This is a genomic window from Fictibacillus phosphorivorans (genome assembly GCF_001629705.1).
Lineage (GTDB): Bacteria > Bacillota > Bacilli > Bacillales > Fictibacillaceae > Fictibacillus > Fictibacillus phosphorivorans_A.
Window position 1 is genome coordinate 1,652,356 of record NZ_CP015378.1, and the last position, 20,824, is coordinate 1,673,179.

Consider the following 20,824-nt stretch of genomic DNA (forward strand, 5'->3'; position numbering starts at 1 on the left):
CAAAATGTGAGAAGTAAAGGGGGATTTAATGATGTTCCTCAAACGAATTGATGTAGCAGGATTTAAATCATTTGCAGAGCGGATACAAGTTGAATTTGTACAAGGGGTCACAGCGGTTGTTGGCCCGAACGGAAGTGGGAAAAGTAATATCTCAGATGCCGTACGCTGGGTTTTAGGTGAACAGTCAGCAAAATCTTTGAGAGGCTCCAAGATGGAAGATATCATCTTCGCAGGTAGTGATAACCGAAAACCATTAAATGTGGCAGAAGTTACCCTTACTCTAGATAACGAAGATCAGCATCTACCGCTGGAATATAATGAAATATCAATCACGCGAAGAGTCTATCGTTCAGGAGACAGTGAATACTTGATCAATAAGCAACAGTGTCGCTTAAAAGATATTGTAGAGTTGTTTATGGATTCAGGACTTGGACGAGAAGCTTTCTCTATTATCGGACAAGGTCGGGTAGAGGAGATATTAAGCAGCAAATCTGATGAACGTAGAAAGATCTTTGAAGAAGCTGCTGGTGTATTAAAGTATAAGACCCGTAAGCAAAAAGCAGAAATAAAGCTTACTGAAACGCAAGAAAACCTGAATCGTGTTGAAGACATTCTTCATGAATTAGAAGGACAAGTCGAGCCTTTAAAAATACAAGCTTCCATCGCAAAAGATTACCTTGAGAAAAAAGAAGAGCTCGAGATCGTTGAAACAGCTGTTCTTGTTCAAGAGATCGAAGACTTGCATGCTCGATGGGAAAAACAAAAAGAACTGGTTGCAGAACTACAGAAGCAAGAAACGGTCCTATCGGTAAAAGTGAAACAAGGTGAGACTAAGATCGAGAGAGCAAGGCTTGATATGCAAGCGATGGATGAATCGATCGACGAACTCCAAAGTGCTCTTCTTCTAGCCAGCGAAACTTTGGAAAAACTCGAAGGTAAGAAAGAAGTCTTAAAAGAGCGTAAAAAGAATTACGATCAAAATAAAACATCCTTATTAGAACAAATTCAGCTATACAAGGCAAAAAAAGTAGAGTTGGGAAATCAGCTATCTGTTGAAAAAGATGCGTTGCAGGATAAAGAAAAGCAATTAAAAAGCATCAAAAAGCAAGTGAAAGACGAAGAAGGTCGATTGTCGGTTCTTGAGATGGATGTTGAAGCAGAACTTGAAAAGTTAAAAAGTGATTATTTTGAACGCTTGAACGAACAAACAACGATTAAGAACGAGATGCGTTACTTAGAGGATCAAGCTAGACAGCAGAGCTCCAAAAGTACTCGTTTAGATGAAGAGAACACAAAATACTTGGAACAAAGAGAAGCATTAAAAGAAACAAGAAAGAATGCTGAAGCTGCCTATCAAGCAGCAGAAACTCAATTAAAAACAAAGCAAGAAGAATATCAAGCTTTAAAATCAGAGATCTCGATCGAGGATCAGGAAACGAGAACACTTCAAGATAAATTGTATCAAGCGTATCAGTTTATTCAGCAGTTCAAATCTAAAAAAGAGATGCTAGAATCCATGCAAGACGAATACGCAGGTTTCATGCAAGGCGTAAAAGAGGTTTTAAAAGCGAAAGAAACAAAACTCTCTGGAATTGAAGGAGCGGTAGCGGAGCTTTTATCGGTACCTTCTGAGGTGGAAACGGCAATCGAAACAGCTTTAGGTGCTTCTATGCAGCATATTGTTGTAGATCATGAACAGAACGCTATGAAAGCTATTCAATTTTTAAAACAAACGAGAGCAGGAAGAGCAACCTTTTTGCCATTGAATGTAATCAAGCCACGTCAGATCTCTAGTTCAGATGCTCACCAAGCAAGCTCTATAGATGCTTTTGTTGGTGTTGCTGCAACCCTTGTTACATTTGATGCTAAGTATCAAAACATTGTAGGCAATCTTTTAGGAAATATTATCGTCGCCAAAGATTTAGCGGGTGCAAACAAGATTGCAAAGCAAGTGAACTACCGTTACCGAATCGTTACTCTTGAAGGAGATGTCGTGTCTCCAGGAGGATCGATGTCTGGAGGAAGTCTAAAACAAAAAAGTAATTCTCTATTGAGTAGACAAAGAGAGATTGATTCTCTTACAGACAAAGTAGCAACAATGGAGAAGCAAACACTTCAACTAGAGGAAAAAGTTAGTGAATTACGATCAAAACTAACAGAGAAGAAAGAAAGACTCGAATCTCTTCAAACAGAAGGAGAGCTCTTAAGAGAACAAGAACAAGAGTTGAGATCTTCTTTAAGAGAAGTTGAAATAGAAGAAAAGAGCTTAAACGATAGACTTCAGCTGTATGATCGCGAAAAGAATTCTTATGAATCAGAGCGTTCTGCCTCAGATACACGTCTCACAGCTCTACAGAAAAAACTCGATCTAGCTATGAAATCGGGTAAAGAGCTTGAAAAAACGATAGCTGACCTTACTGAGAAAAAGAAGAACAATCAGAGTTCAAAAGAAGAACTTAGAGAAGCACTAACACTATTGAAGATCAAGTCTGCCGAACTCGAACAGCAGGTCGCCAATCAGCGAGAAAAATGCTTAAGAATTCAAGAAGATTTTTATGAAGTGGAAGCTAAGAGCAAAGAAACAGAAGAAGATTACTGGCTTCTTGAAGAAGAGATGAACTCGAGCTCTTCTGGTGAAGATTCTCTTGATGAACAGATTCAACAGAGAAGGCATGAAAAAAATAATGCATTGAAATTAATTGCAGAACGAAGAAAAGAAAGAACAGATTCTTTCCATTCTATTGAAAGTATGGAGATCGGTCTAAAAGAGGCTAAAAGACAATATAAGCAACTTCATGATGGCCTCCGAACAGAAGAGGTTAGTATTAATCGCCTCGATGTTGAACTAGAATCAAGGCTTACACACCTTAGAGAAGAATATGAACTATCATACGAAGGCGCGAGATTGAAGCATCGGTTAGAGATACCGCTTCAAGATGCAAAACGAAAAGTAAAGCTGATTAAAATGGCGATCGAAGAGCTCGGGGCTGTAAACATTGGAGCGATCGAAGAATACGACAGAGTAAGCCAACGCTTTGATTTTCTTACTGAACAAAGAAACGACTTAACAGAAGCGAAGGATACTCTTTATGGCGTAATTTCTGAGATGGATGAAGAGATGAAGAATCGATTTGAAGAAACGTTTACTGCCATTCGCTCACACTTCGGTGTTATTTTTAAAGAGTTATTTGGTGGTGGTCGAGCAGATCTCGTTTTAACGCAGCCTGATGATATGCTTTTAACTGGTGTAGATATTATGGCGCAGCCACCAGGCAAGAAGCTGCAACAACTTGGTCTATTATCTGGTGGAGAACGAGCTTTAACTGCTATAGCTTTATTATTTGCAATCTTGAAGGTTAGACCTGTTCCGTTCTGTATACTAGATGAAGTTGAAGCGGCACTTGATGATGCGAACGTAAACCGATTCGCAAAATTTTTACGAGCATTCAGCAAAGAAACTCAATTTATTGTAGTAACACATCGTAAAGGAACGATGGAAGAAGCAGATGTCCTTTATGGGGTGACCATGCAGGAATCTGGTGTGTCGAAGCTTGTTTCTGTGAGGCTTGAAGAAACAAAAGAACTTGTAACATCATAGGGAGGAAATGGATAGTGAGTTTTTTAAAACGATTAAAAGAAAAATTCTCAACACAGCAATCAGAGGAATCATCAGAAAAGTTTAAGAGTGGACTTGAAAAAACGAGGAACTCTTTTTCATTTAAAGTGAACGACCTTCTAAAGCGATTTAGAAAAGTAGATGAAGAATTCTTTGAAGAGCTAGAAGAGATCTTGATCGGAGCAGATGTTGGGGTCCATACCGTTCTTGATATTATTGATCAACTAAAAGATGTTGCTCGTACGAAGAACATTCAAAATCCAATGGAGCTTCGATCCGCCATCACTGAGAAGTTAGCTGAAATGCTTCAAAAAGAAGAAAGCGATAATAAGCTAAACCTACAGACCGATGGAATGACGGTTATTCTGTTCGTAGGTGTGAACGGTGTAGGAAAAACAACAACGATTGGAAAACTCGCACATCAGTTAAAGAATGATGGAAAGAAAGTAATCTTGGCTGCTGGAGATACTTTCCGTGCAGGCGCGATCGATCAGCTTGAGGTGTGGGGAGAACGTGCTGATGTTGATGTGATCAAGCATCATGAAGGAGCGGACCCAGCAGCTGTTATTTATGACAGCATCCAAGCTGCTAAGTCTCGCAAAGCGGATGTATTACTTTGTGATACAGCTGGAAGACTTCAGAATAAAGTGAATCTGATGAACGAGCTTTCAAAAGTGAAACGTGTCATTGAACGTGAGATTCCAGGTGCTCCTCATGAAGTTCTTCTTGTTGTAGATGCTACAACAGGGCAGAACGCTATGAATCAGGCAAAAACATTCGGACAATCAACAGATGTAACAGGTTTAGTTCTAACAAAGCTCGATGGAACGGCAAAAGGCGGAATCGTTTTAGCAATCCGTCATGAACTAGATATTCCAGTGAAATTTGTAGGACTCGGTGAGAAAATTGATGATCTGCAGGAGTTTGATGCTGATCAGTTCGTATATGGTCTGTTTGCAGGAACAGAAGAAGAAGGTGCAGAGTAAATCTGTGTTCTTTTATTAACGCCATTTAGCTCACTTTACTTGGGAGCTGGATGGTTTTTTGTTTTAGCAGGGGGTATCTGAATATCGAGAATTGTCGAGGATTGTAAACTCGCGGATAAACAATCAATATTTTTGGATTCGAGTCAAAAACTCGAGGATAAATAACCAAAATTTTTGGATTCATGCCTCGTTTATTTGGATTAATCCTTATAAATGTGACTAAATACCCTATGAGGTATCACCTCTGATTGTTTCCTACGGATAACAGAAGAGTCACTCATCACTGGTTCACTGATTCACTGTATTCGTGAGGACGAAGTACAACTACTTACAAACCAACAATAGGTAGGATATGTCTTTCTTATTTCCAAGCAGCAACTTAACAACTAATGTGTTAAGAAAAAAACTTGACATCTAAAACCATGGGTTGTATAGTATTCACGTAAAGGCATTTCACTTAACAAGGGTTGTGGAAAAATGCTAGATAAAACAATGAGAATTAATTATCTATTCGATTTTTACCAAGCATTATTGACCCCTAAACAGAAGAATTATATGGGTTTGTACTATTTGGACGATTATTCTCTCGGTGAAATTGCTGAACAATATAATGTCAGCCGCCAGGCCGTTTATGATAATATTAAACGGACAGAGGCGATGCTGGAAGAATATGAAGAAAAGTTAGGGCTTTTTGCAAAGTTTCAGGAACGTGACCAGTTGCTGTCATCTTTAAGAGAGCTTCTGAATTCTGAACCTGATAACGTAATTGCAATTATCGATCGCCTTGAAAATATGGAATAGGAGGCGTTCAGTGAGATGGCATTTGAAGGTTTAGCCGACCGTCTTCAGAACACTTTACAAAAAATTCGTGGAAAAGGGAAAGTAAACGAAGCGGATGTAAAGGAAATGATGAGGGAAGTACGCCTTGCGCTTCTTGAGGCGGACGTTAACTTTAAAGTAGTTAAAGATTTTGTGAAAAAAGTATCTGAACGTGCTGTTGGTCAGGAAGTATTAAAGAGTCTGACACCAGGACAGCAAGTAGTAAAAGTTGTTAACGATGAACTGACAACCTTAATGGGTGGGGAACAAAGCAAGATTGCCGTTTCCAACCGACCGCCAACCGTAATTATGATGGTAGGTCTACAAGGTGCTGGTAAAACAACAACAACAGGTAAGCTTGCAAATCATTTGCGCAAAAAGCAAAATCGCAAACCGTTACTGGCTGCAGCTGACATCTACCGTCCTGCTGCGATCAAGCAATTAGAAACTGTAGGAAAGCAGTTAGACATTCCTGTGTTTCAGATGGGTGATCAAGTTAGTCCTGTCAAAATTGCTGAGTCAGCCATCGCAAAAGCAAAAGAAGATCATCATGATTATGTCATTATCGATACAGCTGGGCGTTTACATATTGATGAAACGCTGATGGATGAGTTGAAGCAGGTTAAAGAGATTTCAAAACCTGATGAGATTTTCTTAGTTGTAGATGCGATGACTGGTCAAGATGCTGTGAATGTAGCAGAAAGCTTTAATGAAGCGTTAGGAATCACAGGTGTTGTATTAACAAAACTTGATGGTGATACACGTGGTGGTGCTGCACTATCGATTAAAGCTGTTACAGGCCTTCCTATTAAATTTGTGGGTCTAGGTGAAAAGATGGATGCTTTAGAGCCTTTCCATCCTGATCGTATGGCTTCTAGGATCTTAGGAATGGGTGACATGCTTACTCTTATCGAAAAGGCACAAACCTCAGTAGATGAAGAGAAAGCGCGTGATCTTCAAAAGAAAATGCGTGATATGTCATTCACGTTCGATGATTTTCTTGATCAGATGGGACAAGTGAGAAATCTTGGACCGCTTGATGAAATACTTGGCATGCTTCCTGGTGCGAACAAGATGAAGGGCCTGAAGAACGTACAGATCGATGAAAAACAGATCGGACACGTTGAAGCCATCATCCGTTCGATGACTCTTCATGAAAGAGAACAGCCTGAGATTATCAATGCCAGCCGTAAACGCCGCATCGCTAAAGGAAGCGGAAGAACGGTACAAGAAGTAAATCGCCTCATCAAACAATTCGAGGACATGAAGAAAATGATGAAACAAATGTCTGGAATGATGAATGGCAAAAAGAAAAAAGGTGGATTTAAATTCCCTTTTATGTAAACTGAATTTTCAGGTTTACAAACCTGTCAATTTATACTATTATATTATTTTGTGTGAACTATTTTCGGAGGTGCAAGTTATAATGGCAGTAAAAATTCGTTTAAAGCGTATGGGTGCTAAGAAAGCTCCTTTTTATCGTGTAGTAGTAGCAGATTCTCGTTCTCCTCGTGATGGACGTTTCATCGAAGAGATCGGAACTTATAACCCAGTTGCTAACCCAGCTGAAGTTAAAATCAACGAAGAAAAAGCTCTTGAGTGGATGACTAACGGTGCGAAACCATCTGACACAGTTCGTAACCTATTCTCAAAAGCTGGTCTTATGGAGAAATTCCATAACGCGAAAAACCAAAAATAATTTTGACGAAGGGGAACAGATATGACAGAGTTGATCGAATCAATTGTGAAAGCTCTAGTTGATCACCCAGATGAAGTTAGCGTCAAAGAGGTTCAAGAAGGACACCGACTTGTTTATCAACTAACTGTTAACCAGACAGATATGGGAAAAGTTATCGGTAAACAAGGAAGAGTGGCTAAAGCGATTCGTACGGTTGTGAATGCAGCTGGTACGAATCAGAATAAAAGGATTTCAATCGAAATCGTCTAAAAAAGGATGAGGGAAACCTCTTCCTTTTTTCTTTATATAACTTTTGATATTCAAGAAATTATGTTCAACAAAGTTTCGTAACGATTTATTAAAAGGCTATTTTCTAAAGGACTGTTGCTTTTAAATCTTTTTTATTGTCTTCTTTGAATAGGTGATTGGAGTGCAAGGTGCGAGACTCCTGCGGGACAGGCGGGCAGGTGAGACACTTAAGAGTGAAACGTACGAATGTGGCTCACCGCCTGCCCCGCGGAAAGCGAGCACCTGGAACGGAAATCAACTACTTTCAAGGGCAACAAAGTTTGCGGAAATGGCCTGTTATAAAGTATACATATCGAGTTTTATGCTAAAATTTAGATTATAAGTAACTGATTAATTTGTACGGAGGTAGTATATTAATATGGAAAATGAATGGCTGAACGTAGGTAAGATTGTGAATACACACGGAATTAGAGGAGAAGTCAGAGTGATCTCAAGAACTGACTTTCCTGAGGAACGCTACAAGATTGGAAACACTTTATATGTAGATATGGGATCAGAACATATACCTGTAAAGATTGAAACGCATAGAAAGCATAAGCAATTTGATCTATTAACTTTTGAAAACCTACCTAACATCAATGATGTTGAACGGTTTAAAGGAAATCTTCTCAGAGTGCCAAAGGAACAGTCAGTTCCGTTGGATGAAGGAGAGTTTTTCTATCATGATATTATTGGTTGCTCGGTTTTCACAGTTGAAGGTGAAGAACTAGGAAAAGTAAAAGAAATATTGTCTCCTGGAGCAAACGATGTTTGGGTAGTGAAGAGAAAAGGATTTGGTTCCGATATTCTTATCCCTTACATTCCTTCCGTTGTGAAATCAGTGGATGTGAAAGAAGCAAAGATTGTTATTGAACCATTAGAAGGATTATTCTGATGAAAATAGATGTCTTAAGCCTTTTTCCAGAAATGTTTTCAGGCGTTTTTGGTCAATCGATTCTAAAAAAGGCGCAGGAAAAAGACGCTCTTGAACTTCGAGTGATCGATTTTCGCGAATTCTCAACCAACAAACATCGGAATGTAGATGATTACCCATACGGAGGAGGAGCAGGCATGGTCCTCACTCCGCAACCTTTGTTTGATGCCGTTGAACATTTAACGAAAGAGGCGCCTGTAAAGCCGAGGATCATCCTCCTATGTCCGCAAGGAGAAACGTTTACTCAAAGCAAGGCTGAAGAGTTGGCTGAAGAAGAACATCTTATTTTCTTGTGCGGTCATTATGAGGGTTATGATGAACGCGTTAGGGAACACCTTGTGACAGATGAGATTTCAATCGGTGACTATGTGCTGACGGGTGGGGAGCTGGGTGCTATGGTCGTTATAGACGCTGTGGGTAGACTTCTTCCTAATGTTCTTGGTAAAGAAGCATCTCACCAAGAGGACTCTTTTAGCACAGGTTTGTTAGAACATCCCCAGTATACGAGACCTGCTGATTTTCGAGGTATGAAAGTGCCTGATGTTCTTATGTCAGGCAACCATAAGAATATTGAGATATGGCGTAAAAAAGAGTCTTTAAAAAGAACGTATGAACGTCGACCTGATCTATTAGAAAAAATCACTTTAACAAAAGAAGAAGAAATTTGGCTAAATGAGATAAAAGATCATAAAACAACTTGAACACTCTTTGAGTTGTATGGTATTATATTGTTTGTGGCTTATGCCCGTTTAATCCGGTGTTCCGCTGCTTCTATCATTTTAGCAAGAACATCCATGGGAAGGGAGGCAATAAACTATGCAACAGCTTATTGCAGATCTAGCGAAAGATCAATTAAAAGATTTACCAAAATTCCGTTCAGGTGACACTGTTCGTGTACACGTGAAAGTAATCGAGGGTACTCGTGAGCGTATCCAGCTTTTTGAAGGTGTAGTTATCAAGAAGCGTGGATCAGGAATTTCTGAAACGTTTACTGTTCGTAAAATTTCTTATGGTGTTGGAGTGGAGCGTGCGTTCCCATTACATTCACCGAAGATCGCGAACCTTGAAGTAGTTCGTCGTGGTAAAGTTCGTCGTGCGAAGCTATACTACCTACGTGCACTTCGCGGTAAAGCAGCTCGTATTAAAGAAATTCGCTAATAATTCTCGAAAGGAGCTTGACTTATTCAAGCTCCTTTTTCCATATTATAAGTAAGGAATTTCTAAGAGATGGTGAGGATTAAGAATGGCACGTACAAAAAACGAAACGTGGGAATGGATTAAAGCATTAGCGGCAGCCTTATTATTAGCAGGAATCATCAGATTTTTTCTTTTCGCACCTGTAGTGGTCGATGGACAATCAATGATGCCAACTCTGCACAATGGAGATCGACTGATCGTTAACAAGTTTTCATATGTGATTGGCGATCCAAAAAGATTCGATATTGTAGTCTTCCATGCAACCGAAGAAAAAGATTACATAAAAAGAGTAATCGGTTTACCTGGAGATACGATCGAATATAAAGATGATACTTTATATGTAAATGGTAAGCAGGTAAAAGAAGAGTATTTAGAAGCGTATAAAAAGCAAACAAAAGACGGAAACTTCACTTATGATTTTAAGTTGCTTGAAGTAACGGGTAAGCAAAAGGTTCCTCAAGGTCAACTATTTGTATTAGGTGACAACCGAAGAAATTCTCAAGACAGCCGAAATATTGGAACTGTTGATGACGATACGATTTTGGGTAAAGCATCTTTCCGTTTCTGGCCGTTAAAGGATATTGGATTTGTAAAGTAGGGTGAAGATAACATGACCATTCAATGGTTTCCTGGACATATGGCCAAAGCGCGCCGGGAGATAACTGAAAAACTCAAGATGATCGATGTCGTATTTGAGTTAGTAGATGCTAGAATTCCACTAGCCTCAAGAAATCCTATGATCGATGAAATTCTGGGTCAGAAACCTCGTATTGTGCTTTTGAACAAAGCTGATCTGGCTGATCCAAAAGTAACATCGATGTGGGAAAGTTATTTTTCTGAAAAAGGAATCCCTTCACTTGCTATAAACTCGCAAGATGGTAAAGGGATTAAAAAAATAGAACCGCTTGCTCATGAGCTAGTAAAAGAAAAGTTCGATAAGATGAGAGCAAAGGGAATCGTCAAACCACGTGCCGTTCGAGCTCTGATCGTTGGTATACCTAACGTTGGTAAGTCTACGATCATCAACCGTATGGCGGGTAAAAATATTGCTGTTACTGGGGATAAGCCTGGTGTAACGAAAAAGCAGCAATGGATTAAAGCAGGTAAGACATTAGAATTATTAGATACTCCAGGGATTCTGTGGCCAAAATTTGAAGACCAGTCAATTGGTTTAAAATTGGCAGTTACAGGAGCGATTAAAGAAACACTCTTTGATTTTACTGAAGTCGTCCTATATGCGATCAAATATTTAAAAGAGCACTACGAAGAGCGTCTAGTTGAACGATACAAGCTGTCTGAGATTCCAGATGATTCATTGCCCCTTTTCGAAGAAATCGGAAAGAAACGTGGGTGTATGATGAGTGGCGGAGAAGTAGATCTTGAAAAGACTGCTGAGATTGTGTTACGAGACATTCGAGCAGAAAAGCTTGGACGCTTGTCATATGAGCGCCCAACTGACTTTGAAATTAAATAGTGTAAACCGACAGGCGCTGATGAAAGTGCCTGTTTTTAACTTTATAAAGGCTTTCTAAGTGCTTTTTTACATCCTATTAAAAAGGCAACATTGACAAGTTGATTGGAGTGAAGGGTCTAAGACTCCTAGGAGATCAGCGGGACAGGTGAGACACTTAAGGGCGTAAAGCGCCGAGGTGGCTCACCGCACGTCCCCTGGAAAGCGAGCACCTGAAACGGAAAACAACTACTTCCAGAAAACTTAAAGTTATTCAAAAACATCCTTCTAAAAAGAACTTATATATAAACCGATAATACATACATAAAGAGCGTGATGAAAATGAAACTGTCGATAAAAGAATGGGAACAAAAATTAAAAGCTTGTGAAGATACTGAGTTAGTATCTCTACTGAACATCCTCTCTGAAGATGAAAGAGTAGGTGCAAAAAAATTATTCCAAACCTTCTCTAAACGCTTAGAGCGAGAGGAAGCTGAGCGAACAAGACTGAAATTAATGCATACTTACGAAGAGCAATGTCAAGCACAGGGTAAAGCTTTGATCGCGGGTGTAGATGAAGTCGGACGTGGACCGTTAGCTGGTCCGGTCGTGGCTGCTGCGGTTATTCTACCTCTAGGGTATATGTTGTCTGGGGTTAATGATTCTAAAAAATTGTCTGAGAAAAAAAGAGATGCCCTTTATGAGATCATTTTGAGGGATGCGATTTCTTACAGTGTCCATTTAGTGCAACCAGATCAGATCGACGCGATCAACATATATCAAGCATCTAAGTTAGCGATGACAGAAGCAGTGTGCTCGCTTAATGTTACTCCTGATCAGCTTTTAATAGATGCTATGGAAGTTCCTTTAGCGATTGATCAATTAAAAATAATAAAAGGTGATGAGAAGAGTATTTCTATCGCAGCTGCATCGATCGTTGCAAAGGTTACAAGAGATCGATATATGCAGGAGCTACATGAGAAATATCCTCAATATGGACTGAATTCAAATATGGGCTATGGAACGAAGGAACATTTACACGCACTTCAGAAGTTCGGCCCAACAGACATTCATCGTCGATCATTTAGTCCAGTAGGAGAACTTATTAAACTTACAGGAAGTGATTAACCTGTTACAATTCAATCAAATTAATGGTAAATCGTTAATCCCGGCTAGACTATCCGATGAACCTTTACTAATAAAGCTAAATCAGTTCATATCTGCAAAGATTTTAGAAATTTTTCCTGATCAAACAGCAAAGGTTCAATATAACGGTTCAACACTTCATGCTAAATTAGAAGCGCCTTTAATCAAAGGAGAAAACTATCTATTCGAAGTGTCTGAGAAGAACGGTGCGATCTATTTAAAAAAGATGGACTTAGATCCAATTAAGTCTACTTCAGAACAGATTTTATCGAGATGGAGCCTTCCAGCATCTGATTTAAACAAAAAAGCCATTGATTTTGCTGTCATAGAAAAGTTGCCACTATTAAAAGAGAACATTAAAGTCATTTCAGAGATTTTAAAATATACGAACACGTTGCCTCTTCATGAAAAAAAAGCAGTTGTTCAGAGAATGATGGAGCTTCAACTGCCTCCAAAGCAAGAAATCGTCCAAGCAGTGACTTTTAGTCTGAAAAAGAGTACAGGTTCAAGTGATGAATTTAAACAGCTCTACGAGTCTCTGCTACCCTTTATTCATAAAGATAAAGCTGTTTCCAAAACAATAGAGCTAATAAAAGACCTCTTTGTATTTAAAGGTAACGAGTCAAGTAAGGAACTAGCCCCAACACCGGATAGAATGCGAAATATGAATTTAAAAAACACACCAGAAATTCTTATGCCATCTAATGGGAAACCTCCAGAACCGATTAAGGTTCCGTTGGAGATTAATGATGGTAAAGAAAACACATCTGCATTCTTAAAAGATGATGTTTTGAAGGTTTCTAAAGAAACAAATCTGAACCCATCACAAGAATTTATAACAGCTGCAAAAAAATGGCTAGTGAAATCGGGTCTATTGCATGAAAAAAACATTATTCTTGATCCTGTGCAACTTAAACAAACAGAAACGTTAAAATCACAACTACTATTCCTGCAACAGAACGCTGACCGTCTAGAGCTGCCTGAGATCATCCAACAAAAAACAGAACAAGCTTTGAATAAACTAACTGGTCAGCAGTTACAAAACTTACAGAGTAACGAGAACTTGCAGCAATTTGTCCTTCATATACCGTTTAGTCAATCAGAAAATCCGAAAGAGATGACCGTTCGTTGGGAGAGCAAAAAGCAAGATGGGAAAGGGCTCGATCCAGATCATTGCCGGATGCTGTTTTGGTTAGAGATGAAGCATCTAAAAGATATAGCTGTAGATGTGCAGATTCAGAACAGAATCGTTTCATTAAAAGTGTTCCACTCACATCCATCATCCATCGAAAAATTATCAGAACCGTTGTTGAATACGTTAAAATTCAGCATGAAGAACATGAATTATACGCTATCTTCCGTTACATTCAATTCTCAAACCGAAAAGATTAAAAATACAGAGACTTCTATCTCATATAAAGGATTGGATCTAAGAGTATGAGTGATCGTAAAAAAGAAGCTGTAGCATTAAAGTACAATCCCCTCGAATCGACCTCGCCGGTTGTGATTGCAAAGGGGAAAGGGGAAACAGCAGAACGTATACTAAGATCGGCAGAAGATCATAACATTCCGATTCAGGAAGATCCCTCTTTAGTCCATTTATTATCGAAGTTAGAGATCGAGGAAAGTATTCCGGAAGAATTGTATGAAGTGGTGGCTGAACTGTTCGCTTTTATATATCGCCTGGATAAAGAAGCAGGAAAAACTACATAAATGTCATTGAAACTGGGCATTCCTATCTTAAAAGGAGTGTGTTTTAATGCCTAAAAATAAATTAGTTGTACAACAATCCGAGCAACTAGTGAACCAGTTTAAAGAAGAGATGGCTGAAGAGTTTGGGATGTACCGTTCAGCTGCTGAATCTGAAGCGATAACACCTAAAATCATCAAAAAACAGAAAAACGAAAAAAACAAATGAAATAAGAAGGTGTTTTCGTTCTTAAAGAGAGCGAAAAAACGTTGAAACCAAAGTCATTTTAAAGTGATTTTGGTTTTTTATTTTGGTTAAAAAGGTGTATGCGCTTGCAATTTTCTGAAGAATAGTAGACATAATAGACTAGGTCTTATACAATGATAACGGTACTTTAAGTTTTCACCATGATAGGAGGATGGAGAGTAAATGAATATCCACGAATACCAAGGTAAAGAGATACTTAGAAAATATGGTGTGGCTGTTCCAAACGGGAAAGTAGCATTTACCGTTGAAGAAGCAGTAGAAGCTGCTAATGAGCTGGGGAGCACTGTATCTGTTGTTAAAGCACAGATCCACGCAGGTGGCCGCGGTAAAGCAGGTGGCGTAAAAGTCGCTAAAAATATCGATGAAGTGCGTACATACGCAAATGAAATCTTAGGAAAAGTTCTTGTAACTCATCAAACAGGTCCAGAAGGTAAAGAAGTTAAGCGCTTACTTATCGAAGAGGGCTGTGATATTAAGAAAGAATACTATATCGGTCTTGTATTAGATCGTGCAACATCTAGTGTTGTTATGATGGGATCTGAAGAAGGCGGAACTGAAATTGAAGAAGTGGCTGAAAAGACACCTGAAAAAATCTTCAAAGAAGTAATCGATCCAGCGATCGGCCTTCAAGCATTCCAAGCAAGAAGACTTGCTTATAACATCAACATCCCTACTGAATTAGTAGGAAAAGCAGTTAAATTCATGATGGGTCTATATACGGCTTTTGTTGAAAAAGACTGTTCAATCGCTGAAATCAATCCATTAGTTGTAACAGGTGACGGAAATGTTATGGCACTTGATGCAAAGATGAACTTTGATTCTAATGCTTTATACCGTCACAAAGACATCTTAGAGTACAGAGATCTTGAAGAAGAAGATGCAAAAGAAATCGAAGCTTCTAAATATGATCTTAGCTACATTTCTCTAGATGGAAATATTGGCTGTATGGTCAATGGTGCTGGTCTTGCTATGGCAACGATGGACATCATTAAACATTACGGCGGCGACCCGGCTAACTTCCTTGACGTTGGGGGCGGCGCGACTACTGAGAAGGTAACAGAAGCATTCAAGATTATTCTTTCTGACCAAAATGTTAAAGGAATCTTTGTTAACATTTTCGGTGGAATTATGAAATGTGATATTATCGCGAACGGCGTTGTTGAAGCAACGAAACAAGTTGGTCTTGAGTTACCTCTTGTTGTGCGTTTAGAAGGTACGAACGTTGATCTTGGTAAAAAGATTCTTAAAGAATCTGGTCTAAACATTACAGCTGCTGATTCTATGGCTGATGGAGCAGAGAAGATCGTAGCTTTAGTAAAGTAATAGAGAAAACATCGTAGGAAGGATGGATGGATACATGAGCATTTTTATTAATAAAGATACAAAAGTTATCGTTCAAGGTATTACAGGTTCTGTTGGTCTTTTCCATACAAAACAAATGCTTGAATATGGTACGAAAATTGTAGGCGGTGTTACACCAGGTAAAGGTGGAACAGAAGTTGAAGGTCTTCCTGTTTTTAACACCGTAGTGGATGCAGTTAAAGAAACTGGAGCGAACGCTTCTGTTATCTATGTTCCGCCAGCATTTGCTGCAGAAGCGATCATTGAAGCGGTTGACGCAGAACTTGATCTAGCAATCTGTATTACTGAAGGTATTCCAGTGTTGGATATGGTAAAAGTTAAGCGCTACATGGAAGGCAAGAAGACTCGTCTAGTTGGTCCGAACTGCCCGGGTGTAATCACTCCTGAAGAATGTAAGATCGGTATCATGCCAGGATACATTCATACAAAAGGTCATGTTGGGGTTGTGTCACGTTCTGGTACATTAACGTATGAAGCTGTTCACCAGCTGACAGAGCGTGGAATCGGTCAATCTACAGCAGTAGGTATCGGGGGAGACCCAGTCAACGGAACTGACTTTATCGACGTTTTAAAGGCATTTAACGAAGATGAGGACACATATGCAGTAATCATGATCGGTGAGATCGGTGGAACGGCTGAAGAAGAAGCTGCTGAATGGGTTAAAGCGAACATGAAGAAACCTGTAGTAGGATTCATCGGTGGACAAACTGCACCTCCAGGAAAACGAATGGGCCATGCTGGTGCGATCATCTCTGGTGGTAAAGGTACGGCAGATGAGAAGATCAAAACGATGAAAGCTTGTGGAATTAAAGTTGCAGCAACGCCTTCTGTTATGGGAGAAACTTTAGTTGAAGCTTTGAAAGAAAACGATCTATATGATCGCTGTGTAACAAATAAAGCAAAAGCGTAATAACGATTACAACGTGAAAAGCTCCCAGATCGGGAGCTTTTTGTTTACATTGATTTGTTTCATGAGGAGGAATGAAGTTTGGATAAAGAACGCTTAATCTTTCTTCATCATTGCGAAGGACTCACATGGAATCAATTAAAATCAATAGTCGCCGCTGACCCTGAACTAGAATCTGTTTTTTCTATGGATATCTGCAGGTTAAGAATGTCGTTTAGACTGAGTGAACAAACGGCAAAGCGTCTCTATCAACACATGAAACAATATAATAGTACATACATAATGAAGAATCTTATGAGACATTCTATTTCAGCTGTAACAATTTTTGATAAAGATTACCCTCCGCTTTTAAAAAGTATTTATGACCCCCCATGGGTTCTTTACGGAAAAGGCGATTGGACTGTTCTAAATCGGGATAAAATGATTAGTGTGGTCGGTACTCGTAATCCTAGTAAACAAGGAAAACAAGCTTTGCAGAAAGTGCTTGAGCCATTAATTGATGATAACTGGATCGTGATCAGCGGATTAGCTAAAGGGATCGATACGTTTGCTCATGAGTTAAGTGTTCAGAAAAACGCTCTGACTGCAGCTGTTTTAGGCTCAGGCTTATTACAGATCTATCCGAGAGAAAACAGAGAACTAGCCAAAAAAATTAGTGAACAAGGCATTGTTATATCTGAATTTTCCCCTCAGGCTACACCAAAACGCTGGCATTTTCCGCTTCGTAACCGTATAATTAGCGGTCTTAGCCGTGCAACGCTTGTTGCTGAAGCACGAACAAAGAGTGGTTCTTTAATTACAGCTGATCAAGCACTCGAGCAAGGAAGAGATGTATTTGCGATACCAGGATCCATTTTAGAAGAGTGTGCGAACGGGACCAATTTTTTGATCCAAAATGGAGCAAAATTAGTCATGAGTGCAGAAGATATTCAAAATGAAAGTTTCTAACCGTTTTCATTTTAATGAGGAAACAGTTTGACAAATGCAGATACATTATTTAATAATAGGGAAGATTTCACTAAACCCTTAAAGGGGGATAAACTGTAAATGGAAAAATATTTAGTCATTGTTGAGTCTCCCGCAAAAGCAAAGACAATAAAAAAGTATCTAGGGAGTAAATATGACGTTAAAGCATCTATGGGACATGTTCGTGATCTTCCCAGAAGCCAGACTGGGGTCGATGTAGATGCAAACTATGAACCGAAATACATTACGATCCGAGGAAAAGGTCCAATATTAAAAGACTTAAAAACTGCAGCGAAAAAAGCAAAACGCATTTTTCTCGCAGCTGACCCGGATCGCGAAGGTGAAGCAATTGCTTGGCATCTTGCTCACAGTTTAGACATGGATTTAGATTCTGATTGTAGAGTTGTGTTCAATGAGATAACAAAAAATGCGATAAAAGATTCATTCAAACGACCAAGAAAGATCAATATGGACTTAGTCGATGCACAGCAAGCAAGAAGGGTGCTTGACAGACTAGTAGGATATAAAGTCAGTCCGTTATTATGGAAGAAGATCAAAAAGGGATTGAGCGCTGGCCGTGTACAAACGGTTGCGGTCAGATTGATCGTCGAACGTGAAAAAGAAATAGAAGCTTTCCAGCCAGAAGAGTATTGGAAGATCAAAGGAATCTTTAGTGCGTCTGGAGAGGATTTTGAAGCTCAGTTCTATGGCGTCGGCGGCAAGAAAAAAGAACTGTCGAATGAAGAAGAAGTTAAAGAGATCTTAAGCACGATAAAGGGGAAACAATTTAAGATCGATTCTGTTCAGAAAAAAGAAAGACGCAGAAATCCATCGCCACCTTTCATCACTTCTTCACTTCAACAAGAAGCGGCTAGAAAACTAAATTTCCGAGCTAAAAAGACGATGATGCTTGCACAGCAATTATATGAAGGAATTGATCTAGGAAAAGAGGGTACGGTCGGTCTGATCACCTATATGCGTACAGATTCGACACGTATTTCAGATACAGCTAAGACGGAAGCTGCTGAATTCATCGAAAAAGAATATGGAGAGCAGTTCGTCAACAGATCAAGAGTGGAGAAAAAATCCGGAAAGAACGCTCAGGATGCCCATGAAGCGATCCGTCCCACTTCTGTCATGTATCATCCACGTGATCTAAAGAATTATCTTTCAAGAGATCAACTCAGATTATATAAGCTGATCTTCGAGCGATTCTTAGCGAGCCAAATGGCATCAGCCGTTCTTGATACGATGACAGTGGATCTAGAGAACAATGGGATCAATTTCCGTGCGACTGGATCTAAGGTTAAGTTTCCTGGATTCATGAAAGTCTATGTTGAAGGCAATGATGATGGGAAAAAAGAAGAAGATCGTATTCTTCCTGATGTGCAAGAAGGCATGAAAGTAGAAAAGAAAGATCTTGAACCAACACAGCATTTTACACAGCCACCTCCACGTTATACGGAAGCAAGACTTGTTCGTACGATGGAAGAACTGGGTATAGGCAGACCATCAACATACGCACCAACCCTTGATACGATTCAAAAACGTGGGTATGTAGCTCTAGATGAAAAGAAATTTGTTCCAACCGAACTTGGGGAGCTTGTGTTAGAGATGACACTAGAATTTTTCCCAGAAGTTTTCAACGTTGAATTTACTGCTAAGATGGAAAGTGATCTTGACGAAGTAGAAGACGGAAAAGAGAACTGGATCAGAATCATTGATGACTTCTACAAAGGTTTTGAAAAGAAACTGAAGATTGCAGAAGAAGAAATGCAAAAAGTAGAGATCAAAGATGAGCCAGCCGGTGAAGATTGTGAGAAATGCGGACACGAGATGGTCTATAAGATGGGGCGTTTTGGAAAGTTTATGGCTTGTTCAAACTTCCCAGATTGCAGAAACACGAAACCGATCGTGAAAGATATCGGTGTTACATGTCCAACTTGTCATGAAGGAACAATCGTAGAACGAAAGAGTAAGAAAAAAAGACTTTTCTATGGATGTAACCGTTATCCAGATTGTGAATTTGTTTCTTGGGATAAACCTATTGCCAGAACGTGTCCGAAGTGTAATAGTATGTTAGTAGAAAAGAAAACGAAAAAAGGCAAAGTCGTGCAGTGTGTATCTTGCGATTATGCTGAAGAGGAAGCAAAGTAAGGAGTTTATCTTCATGAATCAACATGTTAACGTAATCGGAGCAGGTCTTGCTGGTAGTGAAGCAGCTTGGCAGATCGCTAGCCGAGGAATTCAAGTAAAATTATACGAGATGAGACCGGTTAGACAAACACCGGCTCATCACACAGAGAAGTTTGCAGAACTAGTATGTTCGAACTCACTTCGTGCTAATACACTCACAAACGCTGTCGGTGTACTAAAAGAAGAGATGAGAAAGTTAAACTCTGTTATTATTTCATCTGCAGATGATTGTGCTGTACCAGCTGGTGGAGCTCTGGCGGTCGACCGTCACGAATTTGCTAGCCTTGTGACAGAGCGAGTTAAGAATCATCCTAATGTTGAAGTGATCACTGAAGAAGTTACTGAGATCCCTGAAGGTCCGACTATCATTGCAACAGGACCTCTAACTTCTGATAACTTGTCAAAATCGTTGAACTCATTAACGGGAGAAGAGTATCTTTATTTTTATGATGCAGCTGCACCGATCATTGAAGTGGATAGCATCGACATGGACAAGGTGTATTTAAAGTCTCGTTATGACAAAGGCGAAGCAGCTTATCTAAACTGTCCGATGACAGAAGAAGAGTTTGACCGTTTTTATGAAGCGTTAATCACTTCAGAAACAGTCCCTTTAAAAGAATTTGAAAAAGAGATCTTTTTCGAAGGGTGTATGCCCGTTGAAGTTATGGCTAAGAGAGGGAAGAAAACATTATTGTTCGGGCCGATGAAACCAGTAGGTCTCGAAGATCCGAAAACAGGCAAGATTCCTTATGCTGTCGTTCAATTAAGACAAGACAACAGTGCTGGAACTCTATATAATATTGTAGGTTTCCAAACACACCTTAAATGGGGACCTCAAAAAGAGCTTTTAAGACTGATTCCAGGCTTAGAGAACGCAGAGGTAGTACGTTATGGAGTTATGCATCGTAATACGTTCTTGAACTCTCCACGCCTCTTAGAAGAGACATATCAGTTAAAAGCAAGAAAAGACCTTTTCTTTGCAGGTCAGATGACTGGTGTTGAAGGGTACGTTGAAAGTGCAGCTTCAGGTTTGATCGCCGGAATCAATGCTGCAAAGTTAATCAAAGGTGAAGAACTCGCTGTCTTCCCGAAAGAAACAGCGATCGGAAGCATGGCGTATTATATTACGACCGCGAATCCAGATAATTTTCAGCCGATGAATGCTAACTTTGGCCTACTTCCACCTCTTGAAAAGAGAATCAAAAACAAACAAGAGCGTAATACAGCTCTAGCTGATAGAGCACTGGAAACAATTCAGAATTTTATAACAAATTTGTGAACATGTATTGATTTAGCCCCTAAATTGTGTTACGATTTAGGGG

20 protein-coding genes are annotated in these 20,824 nt (G+C 39.4%); all 20 read left to right on the top strand.

Annotated features, from left to right (window positions below; genetic code table 11):
* The first annotated feature begins 31 nt into the window (after positions 1-31).
* The 20 genes from smc to trmFO all read left to right on the top strand — a co-directional run bounded on the left by smc (position 32) and on the right by trmFO (position 20,781).
* Positions 32-3,598 carry a chromosome segregation protein SMC gene (smc, locus tag ABE65_RS08480; protein ID WP_066393588.1) on the top strand — a complete coding sequence of 1,189 codons (3,567 nt, stop codon included), beginning with the start codon at positions 32-34 and terminating at the stop codon, positions 3,596-3,598.
* A gap of 14 nt (positions 3,599-3,612) precedes the next feature.
* A complete protein-coding gene (ftsY, locus tag ABE65_RS08485; RefSeq protein ID WP_066393590.1) occupies positions 3,613-4,602 on the top strand; it encodes a signal recognition particle-docking protein FtsY in 990 nt (329 codons plus the stop codon).
* Positions 4,603-5,079: 477 nt separating this feature from the next.
* On the top strand, positions 5,080-5,403 hold the full coding sequence (locus ABE65_RS08490) for a putative DNA-binding protein (RefSeq protein WP_066393591.1): 324 nt from the start codon (positions 5,080-5,082) through the stop codon (positions 5,401-5,403).
* Between the two features lie 15 nt (positions 5,404-5,418).
* On the top strand, positions 5,419-6,765 hold the full coding sequence (gene ffh / locus ABE65_RS08495) for a signal recognition particle protein (protein WP_066393594.1): 1,347 nt from the start codon (positions 5,419-5,421) through the stop codon (positions 6,763-6,765).
* A gap of 82 nt (positions 6,766-6,847) precedes the next feature.
* Complete coding sequence (rpsP, locus tag ABE65_RS08500; RefSeq protein ID WP_066393596.1) at positions 6,848-7,120, top strand: 30S ribosomal protein S16; 273 nt, start codon at positions 6,848-6,850, stop codon at positions 7,118-7,120.
* 21 nt (positions 7,121-7,141) lie between these two features.
* Positions 7,142-7,369, top strand: coding sequence for a KH domain-containing protein (locus ABE65_RS08505; protein ID WP_066393598.1), 228 nt, complete (start codon positions 7,142-7,144; stop codon positions 7,367-7,369).
* Positions 7,370-7,766: 397 nt separating this feature from the next.
* The gene (rimM, locus tag ABE65_RS08510) at positions 7,767-8,282 is read left to right on the top strand and encodes a ribosome maturation factor RimM (RefSeq protein WP_066393600.1); all 516 of its coding nucleotides are present in this window, start codon (positions 7,767-7,769) and stop codon (positions 8,280-8,282) included.
* Complete coding sequence (gene trmD, locus ABE65_RS08515; protein ID WP_066393602.1) at positions 8,282-9,022, top strand: tRNA (guanosine(37)-N1)-methyltransferase TrmD; 741 nt, start codon at positions 8,282-8,284, stop codon at positions 9,020-9,022. Before rimM ends, trmD begins: the two co-directional genes overlap by 1 nt.
* A 115-nt stretch (positions 9,023-9,137) precedes the next feature.
* Positions 9,138-9,479, top strand: coding sequence for a 50S ribosomal protein L19 (rplS, locus tag ABE65_RS08520; protein WP_066393605.1), 342 nt, complete (start codon positions 9,138-9,140; stop codon positions 9,477-9,479).
* A gap of 85 nt (positions 9,480-9,564) precedes the next feature.
* The gene (gene lepB, locus ABE65_RS08525) at positions 9,565-10,116 is read left to right on the top strand and encodes a signal peptidase I (RefSeq protein WP_066393607.1); all 552 of its coding nucleotides are present in this window, start codon (positions 9,565-9,567) and stop codon (positions 10,114-10,116) included.
* Between the two features lie 12 nt (positions 10,117-10,128).
* Entirely contained in the window at positions 10,129-10,992 is an 864-nt protein-coding gene (gene ylqF, locus ABE65_RS08530) for a ribosome biogenesis GTPase YlqF (RefSeq protein WP_066393609.1), read from the top strand.
* Positions 10,993-11,310: 318 nt separating this feature from the next.
* Positions 11,311-12,096, top strand: coding sequence for a ribonuclease HII (locus tag ABE65_RS08535; protein WP_066393611.1), 786 nt, complete (start codon positions 11,311-11,313; stop codon positions 12,094-12,096).
* Positions 12,089-13,555 (top strand): hypothetical protein, encoded by a 1,467-nt coding sequence (locus ABE65_RS08540; RefSeq protein WP_066393613.1) that lies wholly within the window; start codon positions 12,089-12,091, stop codon positions 13,553-13,555. Before ABE65_RS08535 ends, ABE65_RS08540 begins: the two co-directional genes overlap by 8 nt.
* Positions 13,552-13,827, top strand: a complete 276-nt coding sequence (locus ABE65_RS08545; RefSeq protein WP_066393616.1) for an EscU/YscU/HrcU family type III secretion system export apparatus switch protein — start codon at positions 13,552-13,554, stop codon at positions 13,825-13,827. The genes ABE65_RS08540 and ABE65_RS08545 overlap by 4 nt, the downstream gene beginning before the upstream one ends.
* Positions 13,828-13,873: 46 nt before the next feature.
* The gene (locus ABE65_RS21840; protein WP_137789681.1) at positions 13,874-14,032 is read left to right on the top strand and encodes a small, acid-soluble spore protein, alpha/beta type; all 159 of its coding nucleotides are present in this window, start codon (positions 13,874-13,876) and stop codon (positions 14,030-14,032) included.
* A gap of 201 nt (positions 14,033-14,233) precedes the next feature.
* Positions 14,234-15,394, top strand: a complete 1,161-nt coding sequence (gene sucC, locus ABE65_RS08550) for an ADP-forming succinate--CoA ligase subunit beta (RefSeq protein ID WP_066393619.1) — start codon at positions 14,234-14,236, stop codon at positions 15,392-15,394.
* Positions 15,395-15,428: 34 nt separating this feature from the next.
* Positions 15,429-16,343 (top strand): succinate--CoA ligase subunit alpha, encoded by a 915-nt coding sequence (gene sucD / locus ABE65_RS08555; protein ID WP_066393626.1) that lies wholly within the window; start codon positions 15,429-15,431, stop codon positions 16,341-16,343.
* A 78-nt stretch (positions 16,344-16,421) separates the two neighbouring features.
* Positions 16,422-17,288 (top strand): DNA-processing protein DprA, encoded by an 867-nt coding sequence (gene dprA / locus ABE65_RS08560; protein ID WP_066393628.1) that lies wholly within the window; start codon positions 16,422-16,424, stop codon positions 17,286-17,288.
* Between the two features lie 99 nt (positions 17,289-17,387).
* Positions 17,388-19,463, top strand: a complete 2,076-nt coding sequence (gene topA, locus ABE65_RS08565) for a type I DNA topoisomerase (protein WP_066393631.1) — start codon at positions 17,388-17,390, stop codon at positions 19,461-19,463.
* A 13-nt stretch (positions 19,464-19,476) separates the two neighbouring features.
* Complete coding sequence (gene trmFO / locus ABE65_RS08570) at positions 19,477-20,781, top strand: FADH(2)-oxidizing methylenetetrahydrofolate--tRNA-(uracil(54)-C(5))-methyltransferase TrmFO (RefSeq protein WP_066393637.1); 1,305 nt, start codon at positions 19,477-19,479, stop codon at positions 20,779-20,781.
* Positions 20,782-20,824: the final 43 nt, after the last annotated feature.

What these genes read in the sequence shown, in the direction of transcription:
- smc (WP_066393588.1), top strand. Translation starts at nt 32, where the DNA reads ATGTTCCTCAAACGAATTGATGTAGCAGGATTTAAATCATTTGCAGAG.
- ABE65_RS08490 (WP_066393591.1), top strand. Translation starts at nt 5,080, where the DNA reads ATGCTAGATAAAACAATGAGAATTAATTATCTATTCGATTTTTACCAA.
- ffh (WP_066393594.1), top strand. Translation starts at nt 5,419, where the DNA reads ATGGCATTTGAAGGTTTAGCCGACCGTCTTCAGAACACTTTACAAAAA.
- rpsP (WP_066393596.1), top strand. Translation starts at nt 6,848, where the DNA reads ATGGCAGTAAAAATTCGTTTAAAGCGTATGGGTGCTAAGAAAGCTCCT.
- ABE65_RS08505 (WP_066393598.1), top strand. Translation starts at nt 7,142, where the DNA reads ATGACAGAGTTGATCGAATCAATTGTGAAAGCTCTAGTTGATCACCCA.
- rimM (WP_066393600.1), top strand. Translation starts at nt 7,767, where the DNA reads ATGGAAAATGAATGGCTGAACGTAGGTAAGATTGTGAATACACACGGA.
- trmD (WP_066393602.1), top strand. Translation starts at nt 8,282, where the DNA reads ATGAAAATAGATGTCTTAAGCCTTTTTCCAGAAATGTTTTCAGGCGTT.
- rplS (WP_066393605.1), top strand. Translation starts at nt 9,138, where the DNA reads ATGCAACAGCTTATTGCAGATCTAGCGAAAGATCAATTAAAAGATTTA.
- lepB (WP_066393607.1), top strand. Translation starts at nt 9,565, where the DNA reads ATGGCACGTACAAAAAACGAAACGTGGGAATGGATTAAAGCATTAGCG.
- ylqF (WP_066393609.1), top strand. Translation starts at nt 10,129, where the DNA reads ATGACCATTCAATGGTTTCCTGGACATATGGCCAAAGCGCGCCGGGAG.
- ABE65_RS08535 (WP_066393611.1), top strand. Translation starts at nt 11,311, where the DNA reads ATGAAACTGTCGATAAAAGAATGGGAACAAAAATTAAAAGCTTGTGAA.
- ABE65_RS08545 (WP_066393616.1), top strand. Translation starts at nt 13,552, where the DNA reads ATGAGTGATCGTAAAAAAGAAGCTGTAGCATTAAAGTACAATCCCCTC.
- ABE65_RS21840 (WP_137789681.1), top strand. Translation starts at nt 13,874, where the DNA reads ATGCCTAAAAATAAATTAGTTGTACAACAATCCGAGCAACTAGTGAAC.
- sucC (WP_066393619.1), top strand. Translation starts at nt 14,234, where the DNA reads ATGAATATCCACGAATACCAAGGTAAAGAGATACTTAGAAAATATGGT.
- sucD (WP_066393626.1), top strand. Translation starts at nt 15,429, where the DNA reads ATGAGCATTTTTATTAATAAAGATACAAAAGTTATCGTTCAAGGTATT.
- topA (WP_066393631.1), top strand. Translation starts at nt 17,388, where the DNA reads ATGGAAAAATATTTAGTCATTGTTGAGTCTCCCGCAAAAGCAAAGACA.
- trmFO (WP_066393637.1), top strand. Translation starts at nt 19,477, where the DNA reads ATGAATCAACATGTTAACGTAATCGGAGCAGGTCTTGCTGGTAGTGAA.